Raw genomic sequence first — 18,657 nt, 5'->3', positions numbered from 1 at the left:
TAGTATAAAAAAATCCTTCTCACTCTGCACATGCAAAGAAGAAGGATTTTTTCTATTTATATTCTTAATTTGTCTAAAATCTATCTACATCGAAGCATACTTCACAATCATTGCTTCTCTTGTTTGTTCATCATAAGCAATCCACAATTCATCGCCTACTTCTACACCATACACAGGTTCAATCGATTGTTCTAACACATACTCTGAACCACCACGCTGTGCCGTGATGCGTGCGATTGGGCGCTCTCCTGTAGTTCCATTAAAGGTTACAGCGATGACTTGAGCACTTCCTTGCTTGCCTTGCATCAAGCGTAGATCACGTTGGAATTCATTTTGCTTTACAGTCACTGGAAGTTGATTACCGACAGACAAAGCTAACTGTGCAGGCACATATTGACTGCTGACCTTCTGAATACGTTGGTTGTCTTGAGTCACTAATACTTCCAACAGCATCAATTGCCGTTGCTGAATATGAACGGGAAAAGACTGAATACCAATAATTTCACCTTGTAATGTAAGCTCGTCTGTTTTGTTCAAATCAGTCAGTACACCATAGCTGAGTAGACGAGTCATACCTCCAATTTGGATCAGATTTGCTTGGTCGCCTAGACGATAGTGGAATCCATTTGGTTGTACTACCGGAACAGAATAAGTCTGACCATCCAATTCAAAATGTAGCAATAATGCTTGACCTCGATTGACTGAATCATAAGTATCAATTTTTTGAAGTACAGCGTTATAAAGGATTTGAGATGGTGGTTGTGCAGGAATATCTTCGGTTGTTAGAAAAATAGCTGTCTGTTTACGGCGATCGTAGCTGATCATCGCAGAATCGCCAATTGATGGCATCTGTAGGTAAGGAACTACTTTTTTGATATCTAATTTACGTAATACACCTTCATCTTCGAATTGGACAGTAAATCGAACTTGCGGTTGATCGTTGATATAGGTTCCTGTTTCCGTACGAGCAATAATCGTTGCTTGCGTTACGATTCCTGTCTGAAGTTGCTTGGCTTTGCGTCTACGTAATACGAAATGGATAATGAGCGGAATGATTAATAAAATCAAAGGAATAAGCAACCATATCAATAGATTAAATATAATCGGACCACCTTCCAAAAGATATGCTAGAAACCCATGCCACGACTTTTGCTTAGCAGGATCATTTCCTTGCCATTGCTCTACTTCAGCTGTTGTCATCTGGGTAACGGTATTGCTTTGTGGATCGAACCAACCTGCCGAAGCATCGGTATCTGAATAATAAAGTGGTGTGGTCGTATTTTCTTTATAGAAGGTGAAATTGACATTGGTTAATTGATTATATGTTTTGTTAGTGAGAAGTGGAGCGATATCTGTAAATTGTTTTGTTTTTTCATTATAAATATAACCTATTAATTTGCCTTCCGCTTCATTTTTGTTTGTTGAACCTGTTATAAGCACTTCCTGATCATTCAGCAAAATGATCTGAGCTTGATACACAGGTTGAGGCGTAGGCAGTAATGCACCTATTTGATCTGTTGCTTGATTGTAAAAACGAACTTGTTTTGGATCATCGCTTTCTACTTGTAATAAACGTGTTGGATTCGCTTGGAAATGTTGCACAAACTGTTGTTGAGCTTGTTTTTCGGCTTCAAAGCTCGTTTGATCAGCTGTAGCAAGATAGATAGCAGGGCGATGCTGATCATCCAAAATACCACTGATATAAGCAGAAGTGCCATCTTTAAGCATAGCTACCAACATCGGAATGGCGACATCACTTTCAAAGCTATTAGAACTAGCATCTATAGAAGTAGGTCTAGCAGGCAACAAAGAAGGATCGCTCAAATCGACAGAATGTAGTTGTCCATTTTGTATTTCGGACATGGAAGCTATTTGATTTTTATTCGTCCAATCATCATTGACCACGATCAGTCGGTTACGCCATGTATATGTACTGTTTTTCAAATAGTCGTTCACTTTCAATGAATTACGATTCAGTTGTTTACTATTTCCATCGGCATCAATCAAATGAACAGACAGAACATCATTACTGTCTTTTGTTGCAACAACCAATTGCTTATTCTGATAAGCGACAGCAGTATCTTTGAATATATCGGAAACGAACGGGATTTCTTTCTCCAATTGATGATTGCTTACATTATAGATCATCCCTCGCAGACCTTTTTCACCATCCGCAATACTTACTATTTTTCGACCTTGATCCAAATAAAAGATATCATGTACAGCAGACGGATTGTTTTGCAATTCTTCGATTCCGCCGGCATAATCATTCCATGCAATCATACTGATCACAATGATGGGAATTAAATAAATAAATAATCCTACTTTGCGCATGCCTATATATCTCCTATTCCATAACCTTTAATATTCGCCTCAACATATCAATATTAAATTTAACATAAGTGATGTTTGTTTTTCCAGTTGGTGGTGATATAGGGCAGGGTTTGATACAATAGAACAAAGAAGCATAGGGATGTCTGTACGTACAGGCAGATTTATGTATTACATCTAACGGAGTGATATTTTGGCTAACGCAAAAAGCAAAGGTGGAACAGGTCGCGGAACGGGCAAAAAAGGTTGGAATCGCTGGCAAGCTAGCGCTAAAAAAACCAAAAGTGCACCTAAACCTTATGCAACAAGAGCAGACAAAGATAAAAAAGGCAATTCCAAGTCTACACCGACCACTAAAAGTACAGATTAACTGTTATTTTCAGCGAAATGTCTTTCAATCGAGATAGAAGCTGAATTATAATAAAGAGTAACGGGATTTGAAAATAGAAGGGGATTGAATGTTTTGACAGAAGAATCACATTTCGAAAGTACGTCATTTGAATTACCAGAAAATTATGAAGAATTAAAAAAAGCGGCTCACCGCAAATCCGATTGGCAGGAGCGTCTAAACGCTGTCAATGAATTAGGACAATACAACCACCAGCCGATTATTGATCTGCTTACGCATATGATGAACAATGATCCAGTATATGCTGTGCAAGATGCAGCGTATAAGCAATTGCGAGGTCTAGGACAAGATGTACAACAACCATCTAAAGCGAAGCCTGAATTGTTTAAAGGATTAACTAAAACATTGATTCGTATCAAAAAGAGCTTGCCTAAAGATCATAGCTTTGAAGATTTCAAAGTGAAATTGCAAAAAATGCGTGCAGATATCTACAACACGTATGAAGGCGAAAAAGGCGAAGAGTTCGACAACTGGTTAAAAGCAAAATGGGAATCTTACGATACCAAGTAAGATGATCTGTTTAGTACCAACATCTACTCCCTAATCCAACTATCAGGAGGAATTACCCTATGGCTATCGAAATGAGTATCCAGAACACACCTAACCCGAACGCGGTCAAAATCAATGCCAATCAACATATCTTTGAAGGTCCAGCTAGCACTTCGCTTAAAGCAGGTGACAGCACAGATCATCCACTAGCAAGCGCATTGATCAGTATCGACGGTGTTGATAATATTTTTGGGATGCGTGATTTTGTAACGATAAGTAAATTACCTGATGCGAGCTGGGATGATATTATTCCACAAGTTGAAGCTGCTTTTGAGAATGCTGAGTAATTGTAGCACAATCATTAGACTTTCATTCGTACGCTAAAAGAAGAGCAGATTGCTCTTCTTTTTTTATATCATTATGAGTGAATCTATATCAAATAAAGGAACACAAGTGAATATTAATCGCATTCCTGCTACAATATGCACAGGTTTATATTTTGTGAAATCGAACCACTATACGATCTGCGAAGGAGTATCACACTATGGGTATTTTTGATAAATTTCGTAAAAATAAAGAAGAAACACCATCATCTTCAGAATATAATAATATCGTTCCAATGCCGACCGCATTGCCAGATCAAGCGGATTCGTGGCAGACACCGATGTTGCTTGGATTTGCTTTACTCAGCAGTGAGACTTGTGATTGGGAATCCTTTATAAGTTATTTACATAAAGATGCAGAAATCGTGATTGAAAATCAGCCGAATGAAGAAAATATCGTTTTTGAAGTGGAAGGGATGCAAGTGGTGGTTGCTCATATGCCAGCGCCGATTCCTAACCGTGAAGTAGAAGAATGCTGTCAGTATAATCTGCTATGGCCAGAAGCAGAGCAAGTGGTAGCGACTCATCGTTCTCATGTGATCGTAAGTGTATCCGGTGCACCGAATCCGATTGCAGGGCATTTACTCTTTACACAAATCGTAAGCAGTCTGATGCAGATGAAAGATGCTTTAGCGTTCTATATGCAACCGATGGTCGTGTCTGCGGAGAGCTATGTCGAAAGTGCTCAAATGTTGAAAGACGAAGAATTACCTGTACAATTATGGGTCTTTATCGGATTATATCAAGATGAGCAAGGTCGCTCTGCATATACAAGAGGTCTGCAAAATTTCGGTAAGTACGAAATCGAAATCATTCATTCCGAGCATCCACTAAGTGATGTTTTTGAATTTACGATGATGATTGTCGATTACATTATTAGTTACGATGTGACTTTAGAGCATGGGGAAACGATTGGCTTCTCAGAAGAACAACGTCTGTCGTTAACGTTATCGCAGGGCGTAGCTGTTGAGAATGAGAGCATTAAGATTGGTTATTAAGTTGTAAGTATCTGTTTAATAGAATTAGTGTGTGAATCTTATATAATCTTTACCTGAGAACGGTTATCTTACAAGGTAGCCGTTTTTGTGCTTGATTTGGATATGTATATGCTCATCATAGTTGTCTTAATCATAGAGTACATTAATATCCGAGAGAACATTACAATATCCGTGACAATTTACGATAAGCACGCGGAGGAATGCCTTCGCTTTTACGAAAAATACGACTGAAATAATGAATATCGTGATAACCGACTTGTCGTCCTATTTCTTCGATAGATCCGTTGGTTTCTCGCAATAATCGCCTTGCTTCACGATGACGTAGCATCTGTACATACTCTCCAGGAGGCATCCCTGCCATTTTTTTAAATACTTTGATCATATGATCCTCATTCATATTAAGTTCATAGGCAAGTCTAGCATTACTCCAATGATCCGCAGGATAAAGTTCGATCTGATTCATGATATCTAAAATACGATCTCCTTGCACAGGTGGATTCATATGATTATACGATTTCTGAGATCGAAGAAGTAGACCGAGAATGTGTAGTAATAAGGCTTTGCAGATCAGTAGATAACCCGGTGGACGCATCGTAAATTCTTGAACCAGTTGTTCGATCAATTGCACACATGAGGGAGAAGGTAGATATAGACGCTGACTGGAAAGAGGCTCGAATCCTTCAGCTATCGCTTCAGTCGCAAATTTGGTATCAATAATCTTATGTTCGTTCACGATTAAATCTTCATCTCGTATAATCTGAAGCTCATGAAAAAAGTCAAAATGAATACCAATAAAATGGGCATTCGGCGTAGACCTGACTTCGTTACGATGAGCAACACCTGCTGGAATCAATAACAAATGCCCTGCTGGAATCACAATACTATCATCTTCAAAATGAGTAACTGCTTCCCCTTTACGTACATATAACAGTTCAAAATCATAAATGATGCGCTGATTCAATATTCCTGTAGGTAACTTCTGATGCTGAGCATAATGAATATTCGGTGACCATTGTTCTATTGGAGCAAGGCGCTGTTTACGATAAAACATCGGATGCGAAAAACCGGAATTGTCCACAAAAACCTCTCCTTCTTCTAAATCTATTTGCTCTTATTGTTGATAGAATAACGTTAATGACTTGATATATCAATGAATATATAGCCTTTCTACTTCGTAATTAACAACTATCTATCGGAGGCGGTATTGTGAAAAAAGGAATTAATATCTGGTCGTTCTCAGATCAATTAAGTATTGCAGAATGCGCACACATCGCAAAAGATGCAGGCTTTGCAGGGATCGAATTGTCACTGAATGCTGAAGGAGAACTAGGGCTAGATGTTACCGATTCACAATTGTCAGCGATTCGTGAAACAGTGACAAGCGAGGGCTTAGAAATTAGTGGATTAGCGACAGGGCTATATTGGGAATATGCGATGACTAGCGATGATCCAGCGACTCGTCAGCAAGCTATCGATATTTGTCGTAAGCAATTGGAAGTAGCCGCTGCACTAGAAGTAGATACGATTCTAGTGATTCCCGGAGGTGTGGGAGTAGACTTTATCCCGGATTATGCTGTTATTGCTTATGATGTCGCCTACGAGCGATCACTTGAAGCAATTAGTACATTGTCCAAAGAAGCGCAAGCTGTCGGTGTACAGATCGGTATTGAAAATGTATGGAATAAGTTTTTGCTTTCACCGCTTGAAATGAAAACATTTTTAGAGGAGATTCATTCTGATTATGTTGGCTCTTATTTCGATGTCGGCAATGTAGTGTATTCAGGTTATCCTGAACACTGGATAGCGATTCTAGGACAATATATCAAAAAGGTACATTTCAAAGACTATCGACGTGAAGTGGGTGGACTTGCAGGGTTTGTGGATTTGTTAGCCGGTGATGTTAATTATCCTGCTGTTGTTGCTGCTCTGCGTAAAATAGGCTATACCAACTATGTGACTGCTGAAATGATCCCTGCCTACAAATACCATTCGAATCAAATCATTTACAATACGTCTTATTCAATGGATGCAATTTTAGCATAAAGGAGGAATCAATTATGGTGAAAGTAGGATTGGTTGGTTTTGGAATGATGGGACATATGCATTTTGAAAATTATGTTCGGCTCGCAGCAGAAGGTGTAGATGTACAGCTTGTAGCCATTTGCGATATACGTATTGAAGAATTAAAGTATGAGAACGTGACAGGTAATATAGCAACAGATACAGATCACGCACAAATAGATCTATCGGCTTACCATTTATATGATGATCTGGAGAAAATGCTGGCTGATGAGTCATTGGATGTGATTGATCTGACTTTACCAACAGACCTGCATGCTCCGATTGCTTGCGATCTTCTTGCCCGTGGATACCATGTATTCTGTGAAAAGCCGATGGCGATTCATACGTCTGCTGGTCAACAAATGGTAGATGCGGCTCATGCTCATCAGAAGCAGTTGATGATCGGGCAATGTCTGCGCTTCTGGCCTGCTTATGAATATTTACAAAAAGTGGTGACCGAGCAATCGTTAGGGCAAGTGATCAGTGCTACATTTTTCCGTGGCGGAGCAACACCTAAAGGATGGTTTGTCGAGAAAGAGCGTAGTGGTGGAGCGATGCTAGATATGCATATTCATGATGTCGATATAATTCAGTGGGTTTTTGGCTTGCCCGAACATGTCTCTTCAATAGCACGAAATGTTGTTCCAGGTAGCGGATATGATGTGGTATCGACCAATTACATCTATGCAGATGGCAAAGTGGTTAACGCTCAAGTCGATTGGACACTACAAGGGGATTATGGATTTGAGATGAGCTATCGGGTCAATTTTGAACAAGGTAATCTTGTCTTTATCAACGATATGGTGCAAGTCAATCCGAATAATAGTACAGGTTATACTGCTGAATTATCATCAGATCGAGGATATTATCGTCAACTTCGTTATTTTATAGAATGTCTCATAGAGGGGCAACCGATGTCACAAGCAACACCTGAAAGTACACTTCGTTCATTACAATTGGTTGAGGCAGAGATGTTGTCAGCAGATCGTGCAGGAGACAAAGTGAGTGTGGCTCAGATTCTAGCCTAATTCTAGATTATTTTCATATTCAAAATTATAGAATCATTAAAACTATATTCAGATAGCGTTTGAGATGGCGCTATGTAGAATATAGTTTTTTGTTTGGACTGTAAAAGGATATACCAAATTTTGAATATCATTAATTGAATTATAAGGTATAATCATAAAGCGAAAATGAATATAAAGGGGTCGCTTATGAATACAGAACAATCACAACCATTTGTGCTCCGCCAAAGTTTATTATGGATTATGGCGATTGCGTCAGGGTTAGCAGTGGCTAACTTATACTATAATCAGCCACTGCTTGCAGATATGGCAACTTCATTCGGTATTAGTCGGGATCGAGCAGGATATATCTCTACGTTTACACAGATTGGATATGCGTTAGGGATGTTGCTATTTGTACCTTTAGGTGATATTCGAGAGCGACGTAAGCTTATTTCAACCTTGTTGATTTTGGTTACGATCTCGCTGTTAGCGGCGGCAGTTTCTACTCATATTGTGTGGATGTATATTGCTAGCTTTGCGATAGGACTGACTACTGTTGTTCCGCAGATTCTAGTTCCTTTCTCAGCTCAACTGGCTACACCAGAACAGCGGGGTAAAGTAATCGGAACCGTGATGAGTGGATTATTATTCGGCATCTTGCTAGCTCGAACAATCTCAGGATTAATCGGTGGCACATGGGGATGGCGCTGGATGTATGGTATAGCAGCAATCTTAATGTTCATCCTGTTTCTCGTTTTACGACGCAAATTACCTCATGTAGAGCCATTGATGAAATCGACATATCGTGAACTGGTCGTATCCATGGGCGGATTGATTCGCCAGTATGCTGTTCTGCGTGAGGGAGCATTAATTGGTGCGCTGAATTTTGCTTCATTTAGTGTGTTCTGGACATCACTTAGCTTTTACCTTGAAGGGGAGCCTTATCATTATAGTAGTCAGATTGCAGGCTTATTCGGACTGGTGGGCGTGGTCGGTGCATTAGGTGCTCCTGTAGTGGGACGTATCGCAGATCGTATACAACCCAAATGGATTATAGGGTGTATGATAACGATCACGCTGATTTCCTTTGCCTTTTTCGGCTGGTGGGGTGGTAGCTTAATCGGTCTTATGATCGGAATCGTCCTACTGGATCTAGGCGTGCAAGGAGCACAAGTTTCTAACCAAGCTCGGATCTATGCTTTAAATGATAGTGCACGTAGCCGTCTGAATACGGTGTTGATGGTGAGTACATTTCTCGGTGGAGCAATCGGCTCGTCCGTAAGTAGTTATATGTGGAAAATTGGCGGATGGAGTGCTGTTAGTCTATCCGGCGGAGTTTTTATGCTGTTATCACTGCTCATCTGGAGTATTGCGAGATGGAGAAAACAATAAGGTACCCAAAAAAGAAGCAGATCATTCCGAATAGGGACGATGCTGCTTCTTTATTTTTATAGATACATCATTATTTATGTACGATCTTCAGTCAGATACGTTTTGACCGATGGATGCTTATAATGAGCAAATTGATCCAGTATGCCTTCAGGAGTGGTATCGACGATTACCATTTCTCGATACTTTTGTTGCATAAATCGTTGATTCGCCATCTGATCGAAAAGGGCAACTAATGGATCATAATAATGCTCTATATTCATCAGTCCACAAGGTTTCTCATGCAATCCTAATTGCGCCCATGTAAAAATCTCGAAGTATTCTTCCATCGTACCAGGACCACCGGGTAACACGATAAATCCATCCGACATTTCTGCCATTTTGGCTTTGCGTTCATGCATAGAATCGACAACGATCAATTCAGTCAGATGTTTATGGGCGATTTCACGAGTCTGGAGAAAATGAGGTAATATTCCGATCACGTTACCTCCTTTTTCTAAAACAGCATCAGCTACTGCACCCATCAATCCTACACTAGCCCCACCATAGATCAGTGTAATGCCACGATTAGCTAGCTCATGTCCTAAAGCGATAGCATGTTCTCGATAAGCGGATAATGCTCCATCATTTGATCCGCAAAATATAGCTATACTTTTCACTGTAACATCTCCTTTTATTTGATCTGAAAATAAGTACGGGTATCAATATAACATATAACAACGTGAGAATGAATGGATGTATTATAATCATTTAAATAAAAAAGCTTTCTCCTAAATATAAGGAAAAAGCTTTTGAATAATAGATATTAAGCTCAATTAAACTCGATAGATTCATGCATAGTATTCCATGCAGCTTGACCTACAATACCTAATCGCCAGATCGAGATGCCTTTGAGATCATAACGTTTGGCTAGACCGATTTTGGAATTGACCGAATCAGCATTTTCGCTACCTAAAGAAATACCTAGAATCAGCTTATTTTTATTGATCTGTTTTAATGCTAATGTGATGGCTTCATCGACTTTGGCAAGGGGTTCAGGGCTTTTTTCATTATCATAAGCATATGCCATAATAATAATATCATCTGCTAACGTACCTAAAGTGCGATAATCATATCCTTGATAAGAGCTATTGAGCGGGTGAAGCACAACGGTTAATTTAAGATTTTTTTGATGAGCTTGAGTAGCTATGTTTTTGATAAATGCATTATAGTCTTTCTGCGCTTGAAGCTTATCTCCGGTTAATCCTAAGCCTTCGAAATCGAGTACAATTCCTTTAAATCCTTTTTGCGTAGCGGTATCGACAATACCTTTGATCGTTTGTTGCTGTAGTGTAAGGTCTTCCAGATTCTTGGTCAATTCGCCATGTCCATCAACAGCATAGACCATCAGATAAGGGGAAGTGCCTTGTGTTGCGGTATTTTGAATAATGGACTCTGGTGTATCAGCACCTGCGGATTGAGGCCAGCGATATTCTTTGCCTGTATCAGCAATCGTGAATTTCCCATTCAGATCAATACGACTCCAACCAAATGCCATCGTATCAAAATCAGGAATCATCGCACGCTCATCATATGAAGATAATGCGTAGAATCCCATCGTATACAGATCTTCTTGAGGAGACGTAATCGAGACAGTCTTCGTAGCTTGGTTCCATTGCACACCTGCTCCGAATTGCTGACTGAAGAAGCTGAGTGGAATCATTGTATTGTTACTAATCGTTTGTGGTACTAACGCTAAAGAAACAGTTTTGCCATCGACTGTAGCTTGTGTACTGCCCATCGTTAAAACGACTTTTTTAGTAGTAGTAGCTTCTTTTTTGGTAGCTGTAATCGTTTTGGAAGCTTGATTCCACTGTACGTTAATCCCTAGCGCTTCTGATATCGCACGGAATGGAACCATCGTTGTCCCTTTAATAGCGACAGGCTGAACAGGAAAAGGCAAAGCATACCCATCCAACATAATGCTCACCCCACCACTTGTAGCAGCTTGAGCTACCGAAGAGGTAAACGGCAATACAGGCATAACAAGACTACCCATCAACAAAGCATGACACAACCCCAATTTAACTATCCTATTCAACTTCATTCCTCCTAAGCGTTTGGCCCCATAAACGCGACCGAGTCAAATAAAAAAGTGATTTTTGCAAAGCAAAATATCTTACCTAAGCGTTTGGCCCCATAAACGCGACCGAGTCAAATAAAAAAGTGATTTTTGCAAAGCAAAATATCTTACCTAAGCGTTTGGCCCCATAAACGCGACCGAGTCAAATAAAAAATGATTTTTGCAAAGCAAAATATGATAATCTTAATCATTTTACCAAATAAAGTAATTCCGTACTATATCGTTTAAGCATCATTTCTATAGGTTTTGGACTTGATCCTATTTTTATACTATAATTTCTAACATCTGTATAAATAATGAATTATGCCACAACGTTAAGACCTATTAAGCTAAAAGTAGAAGTATAGGGAGGCACGTTATGATTGCGATCGATTTGAGTGGTAAAACAGCATTAGTCACAGGAGCAACAGGTCAGTTAGGTCATGTTATGGCACGTACATTGGCTCAAAGTGGTGCTAATCTGATTCTTCATTATTTTCGTAATCAAGAACAAGCTTCGTTGTTACAACAAGAATTGCAGCAGCTAGGACGTTCTGTTTTTATTGTCCAAGCAGATATAGGGAACATGGATGATGTAGTTCAAATGAAGCATACATTATCGACAAATTTCGTTATGCCTGATATTGTTGTAGGTAATGCTGTTTCGCAGTATGAATGGACATCTATTTTAGAACAAAATATGCAGGATTATATAGATCAATTCCAGACAACGGTGTTACAAGCCGTCCATCTAGCTAAAGTATTCGTTCCTCATATGATAGAGCAACGATACGGTAGAATGATCGGGATTAATACCGAATGTGCGATGCAAAATGGACCGACGCAATCAGCATATGTAGCTGGAAAACGTGGTATGGACGGTATCTATCGCATTCTTGCCAAAGAAATAGGCGAGCATCAGATTACAGTCAATCAAGTCGCTCCTGGTTGGACATTAAGCGAGCGTGATCTTGGCATAGACCCTTCTGAAAGGCAAGATAGTGGGTACATTCGTCAGGTACCTTTGCAACGCAGAGGAACCGATCAAGAGATCGCCAATGTTGTAGCTTTTCTCGCTTCTGATCTAGCCAGTTATATTACAGGTGCTTATATTCCTGTCACTGGCGGTAATGTAATGCCTACAATTTAAACTATTCTTTATAAGACCATAGACAGTGATGAGCAAAAGTTGTGGATCATAATATTCATATTATGCGTACAAAAGAACTAATTATTCTAATAAATATATTTTTGATAGAGAAGTTGGTTATAATTGTAAAATAAGTTGTTTGTAAATAAAGGTAGTACCTATATTTATTAATGAAACTGAATAGATATAGGATCAGGTAGGAGCGTGTCTAGTGAATGATCAGCAACTGGTTAGTTTAGCAACTAGCTATACGACCAAGTTATTAAGAAGCCGCTTCGGAAAAGGTCCAGAATCTATATCAGTCTATGTAACAGGCAAATGCGTTATTTTTCATCTCAAAAATTTTATTAGCCCTGTCGAAAAATTTTTGTTAAATCAAGAAGAAGAACAAGCTTTCCGTTACACTCGTGAATTGATCATGAAATCAATGTTGCCTGAATTAAAGAATTTTTTGAATGAGGATTTAAATCTAACGGTAGATGAGTTATATTATGATTGGGGTATTCATAACGCTTCGGGAATTATTGTTGGCTTGGATACGGCTCATTTTGAAGAACCTATAGATTATAATGGCAAACAAGAAGCACATGATCAGATACTTGATGTCACTTCCATCGTTCAAAAAAGAAGCTCTTATATTGATTCATGGTGGGTCAACTCCAAAATTTTAGTTATCTTTCGAAAGGGTATAACCATACTTCTAGAGAAAGAACTGTTTAAATTGGGATATGAACAGCAATTGAGAGTCGCTAAACGAAAGTTAGAAAAAGGATTGCTTAAAAAAAATACGAACTTAGGTCAATTGTTTGACAAAAAATTGGCGGATATTTATATTGATTGGGATTTTGATCTAGATCATAGTACGTTTGTGTATACGTTTAAATAATATAACGATAAAGAATATTGATCGGTAATGATTCAGACATGATTATGCGCTGAAATTAGGCCGAAGAACAGGTGAACCTACCTTTTCTTCGGTCTATTTTTATTTAAAGGAGGCATAACGATGAATATGAACCAAGTACAAAATGAGGTTCTTTATATTGAGGATGATGAAATTAATCTAGCCTTGATGCGTCATATCTTTTTGAAAAAGCTACCTTCGCTCAAATTAATTGAAGCCACGACAGCTAGAAAAGGTATCGAGATTGCTAAAGAGCGTAAATTATCGTTAATTTTATTAGATATAGGATTACCCGATCAAGATGGATTTACAGCTTTGAAAGAAATTAAATCATGTATGGTTCAGGAACCTACTCCGGTCTGGGCAGTTAGCGCAAGTGTTTTTGAATCGGATATCAAAAATGGGTTGAATGCAGGATTTGAAAAGTATATTACGAAGCCATATGATATCCAAAAAATAGTGAAGTTAATTAAAAATACGGTAATGGTTGGAACTATAAATACGAATTAGTAAACTAGGAGTGATGTTTTGCCAAGTCAAATCTTTTACTTTAAATCAGATGTACAAGTATCTGTATAGCCATTGTACAGATACTAAATGATGTAACATACCCAAATCTAGGAATGGAACTGGGATATTATATTGGGAGTGTAATCATTGAATCGGAAAAAATTAATTAATCAAACCACAAGTTATACTACAAAATTATTAAGAAATCGTTTCGGTAAGGGGCCTGAAGCGGTATCTGTGTATTTATGTGAACAATGTATCATTTTACATCTCAAAAACTTTTTAAGTCCAGTTGAAAAGTTTTTGCTAAGTCAGGAAGAAGAACAAGCTTTTCGTTATACGCGTGAATTGATTATGAAATCGATGTTGCCTGAGCTTAGAAATTTTATGACCGAAGAGTTAGAATTAAAAGTCGTTGATCTGTACTATGACTGGGGGATATATAACGCTTCGGGAGTGATTGTAGGATTGCTGGATTATGATTTCAATGCTACTCAAGAAGACTATGAAGGTAAAGAAGAATTACATCGTGAGATTATAAGAGCCACGACTGAATTGCAAAAACCTCCGACATGGATGGACTCCTGGTGGATCAACTCCAAAACATTGTTTATTCTTCGTAAAGGAACCACTATTCTTTTGGAAAAAGAACTGATTGGTCTGGGTTATGAAAATATGTTACGGATGACTAAAGGGAAAATCGAGAAAATGTTATTAGAGCAGGAAATTCAGATCGAACCTATTTTCAACAAAAAAATAGCTGATCTTTATGTGGATTGGAGTTTTGAGAACGATCATAGTATGATTATGTATACGTTTGAAGAATAACGAAATGGGCTAGTGGTTAACATCGTAAAATGCTATAATACTTTAGCAAGGGAATCCTAATTCCTTTTTGAATATCATTATATTGAATATGCACATTTGAGTTTATTGTATTGTGATCTTTACACTCCATGTGAATGATAGAGCAAAATGGAGTATATTCGTATGGAGGTAAAGGTATGCAATACAATGAATTGGTAAGCCAAGCAACCAGTTTTGTTAGTAAAATGCTAAGAAAACGCTTTGGCAAAGGACCAGAATCGGTACATATTGTTCTATCCGATCGCTGCATTTTGATTCATCTACGGAACTTTTTGAGTCCGGTAGAGGAATTTTTATTGAGCCAAGAGGAAGAACAAGCTTTTCGTTATACACGAGAACTGATTATGAAATCTATGTTACCTGAGCTTAAAGTGTTTTTAAATGACCATTTAGATCTGAAAGTGACAGATATGTATTATGATTGGGGTTTGCACAATTCTTCCGGCGTGATCGCTGGCTTGTTCGGTTCTAGCTGGATGGAGACAGAAGATTATCAAGGGAAAAATGAAATCCATGATCAAGTGATGAAAGTAACTGCTGAAGTTCAGAAAACACCTGCTTTTATCGACTCCTGGTGGGTTCATCCTAGATTGTTAATTATCTTTCGAAAGGGTATAACCATATTACTTGAAAAAGAATTAATTGATCTCGGTTATGAAAATATATTGAAGTCAACTAAACGTAAACTAGAAAAGCGGTTGTTAGAACAACACGTCGATCTGGAATGTATTTTACAAAAGAAATTAGTCGACCTGTATGCTGATTGGAACTTTGAACGTGATCAGAGTATGGTTGTATATGTTTTTGAAGAATAAAGAATACTGAACGATATAAATATACGGTAATGATACAGACATTATATATGCGCTGGGATTAAGCCGAAAAAGAGGTGAAGCTACCTCTTTTTCGGCTTTTTCTTTTTTTAGAGAGGAAGGATTACATGCAACCTACCAAAATCCAGATTCTATATATTGAAGATGATGGAGTTAATATGTTACTGATGCGTCATTTGATTAAAAAGAAATTGCCATCTGTTGAGTTGTTAGAAGCATCTACGATTCAAGAAGGTATTGGATTGGCGATACAAACACAACCTTTTTTAATATTATCTGATATTCATTTTCTAGGCATGAACGGATATGAAGGTCTGACTCAATTGAAAGCAGATTCTCGAACATCGACGATACCGGTATGGGCGATCAGTGCTTTTGTACTGGAAGAAGATATTCGCAAAGGGAAAGCTGCTGGATTTGAACAATATATTACCAAGCCGATTCATATCGGACGATTCGCCAAATTATTAGAAGCCTATATTGAGCAAAAAACTTCTTAACATAGACAGCTACAATCGTTCTTCTTGTGATACAATACATAAGTCTGTTTGAAGATTATTGTAACAGGAAGGACATCCACATCTATGAAACAAACCCCGTTTATTGCTGTAGAAGGCGCTATTGGTGCTGGTAAAACAACACTTGCAACGATGTTAGCTCAGGAAATGAATATCTCGATTATCAAAGAAATTGTAGAAGAAAACCCTTTTCTCGGTAAGTTTTATGAGAATATCGACGAATGGAGTTTTCAGCTAGAGATGTTTTTTCTCTGTAATCGTTATAAGCAATTGGAAGATACCGGACTACAATATATAGCCAATCATAAGCCTGTTATTTCCGATTATCATATCTATAAGAATTTGATTTTTTCGGAACGTACACTGAAAGGTGTCCAACGGGATAAATACCGTCAAATCTACCATTTGTTAACCGATGATCTACCTAAGCCTGATATTATTTTGTATATCCGGGCTGATCTAGAAACGTTATTATATCGCATCAAAAAGCGGGAACGTACTTTTGAACAATCGATGGATACAGCGTATTTGGAACAATTGATTCTTGATTATGAAGAAGCGATGGCTTCGATTGCGATTAATGAACCATCGACTCAGATCATTACGATTGATGGTAATTTGATTGATTTTGTGGAAAATAAGGAGCATTTCGCACAGATTGCTTCTGATCTAAAGGAGCTTATACATGAACGAATACAACATACCTGATAATGCACTTATTACTGTCGCTGGTACTGTAGGTGTAGGTAAATCAACATTAACATCTGTGTTAGCAGAACGCTTGAATTTCAAAACATCTTTAGAAAAAGTGGATCACAATCCATATTTGGAAAAGTTTTATCATGATTTCGAACGGTGGAGCTTTCATCTTCAGATCTACTTTTTAGCAGAGCGATTTAAAGAGCAGAAAGCGATTTTTGAAGCAGGTGGCGGTTATGTTCAAGATCGTTCGATCTATGAAGATACCGGTATTTTTGCCAAAATGCATGCAGATAAAGGCACCATGTCTGTAACGGATTATGAGACATATACGAGTCTATTCGAAGCGATGGTGATGACGCCTTATTTCCCGCATCCCGATGTATTAGTGTACTTGGAAGGCAGTCTGCCATCGATTCTAAGCCGAATTGAGCTACGTGGTCGCCAGATGGAGATTGAGACAGAGCGTTCCTATTGGGAGCAGATGCATGGGCGGTATTCGACTTGGATTAATGAATTTACAGGATGTCCGGTATTGCGTCTGAATATTGATCAATATGATGTTCATGATCCAGCTTCGGTTGATTTTATTTTGCATGAAGTAGGTAAAGCGATTCAGTTGTCTCGTAGTAAGAATTTGAGTCAAGTGGAACAAGCGTAGTAGACATAGAGGTAACTCACCTATTAAAGACGAAAGACTCTCATAACGAGAGTCTTTTTTTGATGCCAAATATGCGATTTGAACCCATTTCAGTTTCATAAAAATCTGTTCTTTAAGAGATACGCTTTGCAATAGGATGATCTTTATTTAATTCTAATAAGTCCCATAAGTTGCCGTATAAATCTTTGAAAACAGCGACTATGCCGTAGTCTTGTTCTTTAGGTTCTCTAACAAACTCAATTCCATTGGCTACCATATCATGATAGTCTCTCCAAAAATCATCTGTATTTAGAAAAAGGAATACTCGATTCCCTGTTTGATTCCCGATAAACGGTTCCTGTTCAGACTTGGATGCTCTTGCGAGAAGAATCGTGGTTCCTACTGAACCTGGCGGAGAAATGACGACCCAACGTTTATCTTGTTCAGGTTGATAAATATCTTCGACTACATTGAAATGAAGCTTATTCGTATAAAATGCGATAGCTTCATCATAATCCTTGACGACTAATGCAATATGAACGATAGATTGAATCATAATAGAAATGCCTCCTATACATCATGTCAGTTACATTTAGATGGTACATGAATACATTTTATTATAGTACGATCGATGGCTTTTTTTATAGTATTAATTCTGATGTTCGGTAGACGCAATACTTGATAACGATGTGAGGGCTGGTGTTAAGAAAGTCTCAGATTCTTTGCCTTCTGGAGACTGTACACGGAAAATATAAGCATCTTTGCTCTGTTCATCTTCCCAGACAATATAATCATACAATCCTTTTTCATTAGAAACTTGTAACAGTAAACTTGCCTGTACCATTGGACCTTCAGCTAACTGGTCGCCTTTATATTCTTTTGCTTCGCCATACGATGCCAATTCTTTTATTCCTTTTGTGCGTAACTCGTCTAGGTTGAAATCAGAAGATAATTTTTCGATGTCGGCATAGTATTTAGGGTTATTCGTCAATTGAAGGCGATGGTTTGCAGTATCTAATGTGTATCCATCAAACACATATAATGAATAATCATTGCTCTTGTTAAGCGTAGCTGTTCGTTTATCGCCCATTCCCATATCGAAAGACTTCGTAGATTCACGTTCTACTATTGAAGCTGTTGCTTCGTCTTCGGAAGATTCTGTACTGTCTGCTACCTGATCTTTATCCACCTGTTGATCCTCTGTGGTCGTAGATACTGCTGGCTTGGTTTGCGAATCTGTAGCTGGAGCCGTTGTTTGCTTTTGACAGGCTGTCATAGTGAGGGTAAGCAATAATACAGAAGCTATAGTTAAACTTTGATTTTTTGCATTCATGATGAACACCTCCTCTAGTTAGACGAACTCAATGC

At 38.3% G+C, this 18,657-nt stretch carries 21 protein-coding genes; 15 read left to right on the top strand and 6 right to left on the bottom strand.

The features are described from left to right. Positions 1-84 precede the first annotated feature (84 nt). On the bottom strand, positions 85-2,334 hold the full coding sequence (locus RCP16_RS15155; RefSeq protein ID WP_308640698.1) for a hypothetical protein: 2,250 nt from the start codon (positions 2,332-2,334) through the stop codon (positions 85-87). 190 nt (positions 2,335-2,524) lie between these two features. Between RCP16_RS15155 and RCP16_RS15150 the strand changes: the two genes are divergently transcribed. From RCP16_RS15150 to RCP16_RS15135, 4 genes are all read left to right on the top strand, one after another. Continuing rightward, complete coding sequence (locus RCP16_RS15150; protein WP_069326814.1) at positions 2,525-2,701, top strand: DUF3934 family protein; 177 nt, start codon at positions 2,525-2,527, stop codon at positions 2,699-2,701. A gap of 93 nt (positions 2,702-2,794) precedes the next feature. Beyond that, a complete protein-coding gene (locus RCP16_RS15145) occupies positions 2,795-3,250 on the top strand; it encodes a HEAT repeat domain-containing protein (RefSeq protein WP_069326813.1) in 456 nt (151 codons plus the stop codon). Between the two features lie 59 nt (positions 3,251-3,309). Continuing rightward, positions 3,310-3,576 (top strand): NifU N-terminal domain-containing protein, encoded by a 267-nt coding sequence (locus RCP16_RS15140; protein ID WP_069326812.1) that lies wholly within the window; start codon positions 3,310-3,312, stop codon positions 3,574-3,576. Between the two features lie 197 nt (positions 3,577-3,773). After that, a complete protein-coding gene (locus RCP16_RS15135; RefSeq protein WP_308640697.1) occupies positions 3,774-4,610 on the top strand; it encodes a DUF4261 domain-containing protein in 837 nt (278 codons plus the stop codon). Positions 4,611-4,770: 160 nt separating this feature from the next. Here RCP16_RS15135 and RCP16_RS15130 read toward each other — a convergent pair whose 3' ends face one another. Further along, complete coding sequence (locus RCP16_RS15130; RefSeq protein ID WP_308640696.1) at positions 4,771-5,688, bottom strand: helix-turn-helix domain-containing protein; 918 nt, start codon at positions 5,686-5,688, stop codon at positions 4,771-4,773. A 128-nt stretch (positions 5,689-5,816) separates the two neighbouring features. Here RCP16_RS15130 and RCP16_RS15125 point away from each other — a divergent pair, with 128 nt between their 5' ends. From RCP16_RS15125 to RCP16_RS15115, 3 genes are all read left to right on the top strand, one after another. Continuing rightward, positions 5,817-6,653 carry a sugar phosphate isomerase/epimerase family protein gene (locus tag RCP16_RS15125; RefSeq protein WP_308640695.1) on the top strand — a complete coding sequence of 279 codons (837 nt, stop codon included), beginning with the start codon at positions 5,817-5,819 and terminating at the stop codon, positions 6,651-6,653. A gap of 14 nt (positions 6,654-6,667) precedes the next feature. Next, positions 6,668-7,699 carry a Gfo/Idh/MocA family protein gene (locus RCP16_RS15120; RefSeq protein ID WP_308640694.1) on the top strand — a complete coding sequence of 344 codons (1,032 nt, stop codon included), beginning with the start codon at positions 6,668-6,670 and terminating at the stop codon, positions 7,697-7,699. A gap of 186 nt (positions 7,700-7,885) precedes the next feature. After that, positions 7,886-9,070: an MFS transporter gene (locus RCP16_RS15115; protein ID WP_139129221.1), complete on the top strand. Its 1,185-nt coding sequence runs from the start codon at positions 7,886-7,888 to the stop codon at positions 9,068-9,070. 74 nt (positions 9,071-9,144) lie between these two features. Here RCP16_RS15115 and RCP16_RS15110 read toward each other — a convergent pair whose 3' ends face one another. Next, entirely contained in the window at positions 9,145-9,726 is a 582-nt protein-coding gene (locus RCP16_RS15110) for an LOG family protein (protein WP_069326808.1), read from the bottom strand. A gap of 152 nt (positions 9,727-9,878) precedes the next feature. Next, positions 9,879-11,090 carry a stalk domain-containing protein gene (locus RCP16_RS15105; RefSeq protein ID WP_371748232.1) on the bottom strand — a complete coding sequence of 404 codons (1,212 nt, stop codon included), beginning with the start codon at positions 11,088-11,090 and terminating at the stop codon, positions 9,879-9,881. A gap of 457 nt (positions 11,091-11,547) precedes the next feature. Between RCP16_RS15105 and RCP16_RS15100 the strand changes: the two genes are divergently transcribed. The 8 genes from RCP16_RS15100 to RCP16_RS15065 all read left to right on the top strand — a co-directional run bounded on the left by RCP16_RS15100 (position 11,548) and on the right by RCP16_RS15065 (position 17,310). Further along, positions 11,548-12,318: an SDR family NAD(P)-dependent oxidoreductase gene (locus RCP16_RS15100; RefSeq protein WP_308640693.1), complete on the top strand. Its 771-nt coding sequence runs from the start codon at positions 11,548-11,550 to the stop codon at positions 12,316-12,318. Between the two features lie 211 nt (positions 12,319-12,529). Next, on the top strand, positions 12,530-13,204 hold the full coding sequence (locus tag RCP16_RS15095; RefSeq protein ID WP_308640692.1) for a Na-translocating system protein MpsC family protein: 675 nt from the start codon (positions 12,530-12,532) through the stop codon (positions 13,202-13,204). Between the two features lie 120 nt (positions 13,205-13,324). Further along, a complete protein-coding gene (locus RCP16_RS15090) occupies positions 13,325-13,732 on the top strand; it encodes a response regulator (protein WP_308640691.1) in 408 nt (135 codons plus the stop codon). Between the two features lie 147 nt (positions 13,733-13,879). Beyond that, on the top strand, positions 13,880-14,560 hold the full coding sequence (locus tag RCP16_RS15085; RefSeq protein WP_069326804.1) for a Na-translocating system protein MpsC family protein: 681 nt from the start codon (positions 13,880-13,882) through the stop codon (positions 14,558-14,560). 176 nt (positions 14,561-14,736) lie between these two features. Continuing rightward, positions 14,737-15,414: a Na-translocating system protein MpsC family protein gene (locus tag RCP16_RS15080; RefSeq protein ID WP_069326803.1), complete on the top strand. Its 678-nt coding sequence runs from the start codon at positions 14,737-14,739 to the stop codon at positions 15,412-15,414. 125 nt (positions 15,415-15,539) lie between these two features. Next, positions 15,540-15,932, top strand: a complete 393-nt coding sequence (locus RCP16_RS15075) for a response regulator (RefSeq protein ID WP_069326802.1) — start codon at positions 15,540-15,542, stop codon at positions 15,930-15,932. An 84-nt stretch (positions 15,933-16,016) separates the two neighbouring features. Then, positions 16,017-16,658: a deoxynucleoside kinase gene (locus RCP16_RS15070; RefSeq protein WP_069326801.1), complete on the top strand. Its 642-nt coding sequence runs from the start codon at positions 16,017-16,019 to the stop codon at positions 16,656-16,658. Continuing rightward, positions 16,636-17,310, top strand: a complete 675-nt coding sequence (locus tag RCP16_RS15065; RefSeq protein ID WP_069326800.1) for a deoxynucleoside kinase — start codon at positions 16,636-16,638, stop codon at positions 17,308-17,310. Before RCP16_RS15070 ends, RCP16_RS15065 begins: the two co-directional genes overlap by 23 nt. Before the next feature lie 112 nt (positions 17,311-17,422). Here the strand turns inward: RCP16_RS15065 and RCP16_RS15060 are convergent, their stop codons facing one another. Then, positions 17,423-17,845: a VOC family protein gene (locus RCP16_RS15060; protein WP_308640690.1), complete on the bottom strand. Its 423-nt coding sequence runs from the start codon at positions 17,843-17,845 to the stop codon at positions 17,423-17,425. A gap of 93 nt (positions 17,846-17,938) precedes the next feature. After that, the gene (locus RCP16_RS15055; RefSeq protein ID WP_308640689.1) at positions 17,939-18,622 is read right to left on the bottom strand and encodes a DUF8580 domain-containing lipoprotein; all 684 of its coding nucleotides are present in this window, start codon (positions 18,620-18,622) and stop codon (positions 17,939-17,941) included. Positions 18,623-18,657 lie beyond the last annotated feature (35 nt).

Source organism: Paenibacillus nuruki (genome assembly GCF_963311185.1).
GTDB classification, from domain to species: Bacteria; Bacillota; Bacilli; order Paenibacillales; family Paenibacillaceae; genus Saccharibacillus; species Saccharibacillus nuruki.
The sequence above is the reverse complement of the archived record's forward strand: the minus strand, read 5'-3'. Positions and strand labels throughout refer to the sequence as shown.

Excerpts from the sequence above, each read along its gene's own strand:
- RCP16_RS15140 (WP_069326812.1), top strand. The coding sequence starts at position 3,310 with ATGGCTATCGAAATGAGTATCCAGAACACACCTAACCCGAACGCGGTC.
- RCP16_RS15065 (WP_069326800.1), top strand. The coding sequence starts at position 16,636 with ATGAACGAATACAACATACCTGATAATGCACTTATTACTGTCGCTGGT.
- RCP16_RS15100 (WP_308640693.1), top strand. The coding sequence starts at position 11,548 with ATGATTGCGATCGATTTGAGTGGTAAAACAGCATTAGTCACAGGAGCA.
- RCP16_RS15135 (WP_308640697.1), top strand. The coding sequence starts at position 3,774 with ATGGGTATTTTTGATAAATTTCGTAAAAATAAAGAAGAAACACCATCA.
- RCP16_RS15060 (WP_308640690.1), bottom strand. The coding sequence starts at position 17,845 with ATGATTCAATCTATCGTTCATATTGCATTAGTCGTCAAGGATTATGAT.
- RCP16_RS15070 (WP_069326801.1), top strand. The coding sequence starts at position 16,017 with ATGAAACAAACCCCGTTTATTGCTGTAGAAGGCGCTATTGGTGCTGGT.
- RCP16_RS15075 (WP_069326802.1), top strand. The coding sequence starts at position 15,540 with ATGCAACCTACCAAAATCCAGATTCTATATATTGAAGATGATGGAGTT.
- RCP16_RS15055 (WP_308640689.1), bottom strand. The coding sequence starts at position 18,622 with ATGAATGCAAAAAATCAAAGTTTAACTATAGCTTCTGTATTATTGCTT.
- RCP16_RS15090 (WP_308640691.1), top strand. The coding sequence starts at position 13,325 with ATGAATATGAACCAAGTACAAAATGAGGTTCTTTATATTGAGGATGAT.
- RCP16_RS15120 (WP_308640694.1), top strand. The coding sequence starts at position 6,668 with ATGGTGAAAGTAGGATTGGTTGGTTTTGGAATGATGGGACATATGCAT.
- RCP16_RS15105 (WP_371748232.1), bottom strand. The coding sequence starts at position 11,090 with ATGCCTGTATTGCCGTTTACCTCTTCGGTAGCTCAAGCTGCTACAAGT.
- RCP16_RS15080 (WP_069326803.1), top strand. The coding sequence starts at position 14,737 with ATGCAATACAATGAATTGGTAAGCCAAGCAACCAGTTTTGTTAGTAAA.
- RCP16_RS15155 (WP_308640698.1), bottom strand. The coding sequence starts at position 2,334 with ATGCGCAAAGTAGGATTATTTATTTATTTAATTCCCATCATTGTGATC.
- RCP16_RS15115 (WP_139129221.1), top strand. The coding sequence starts at position 7,886 with ATGAATACAGAACAATCACAACCATTTGTGCTCCGCCAAAGTTTATTA.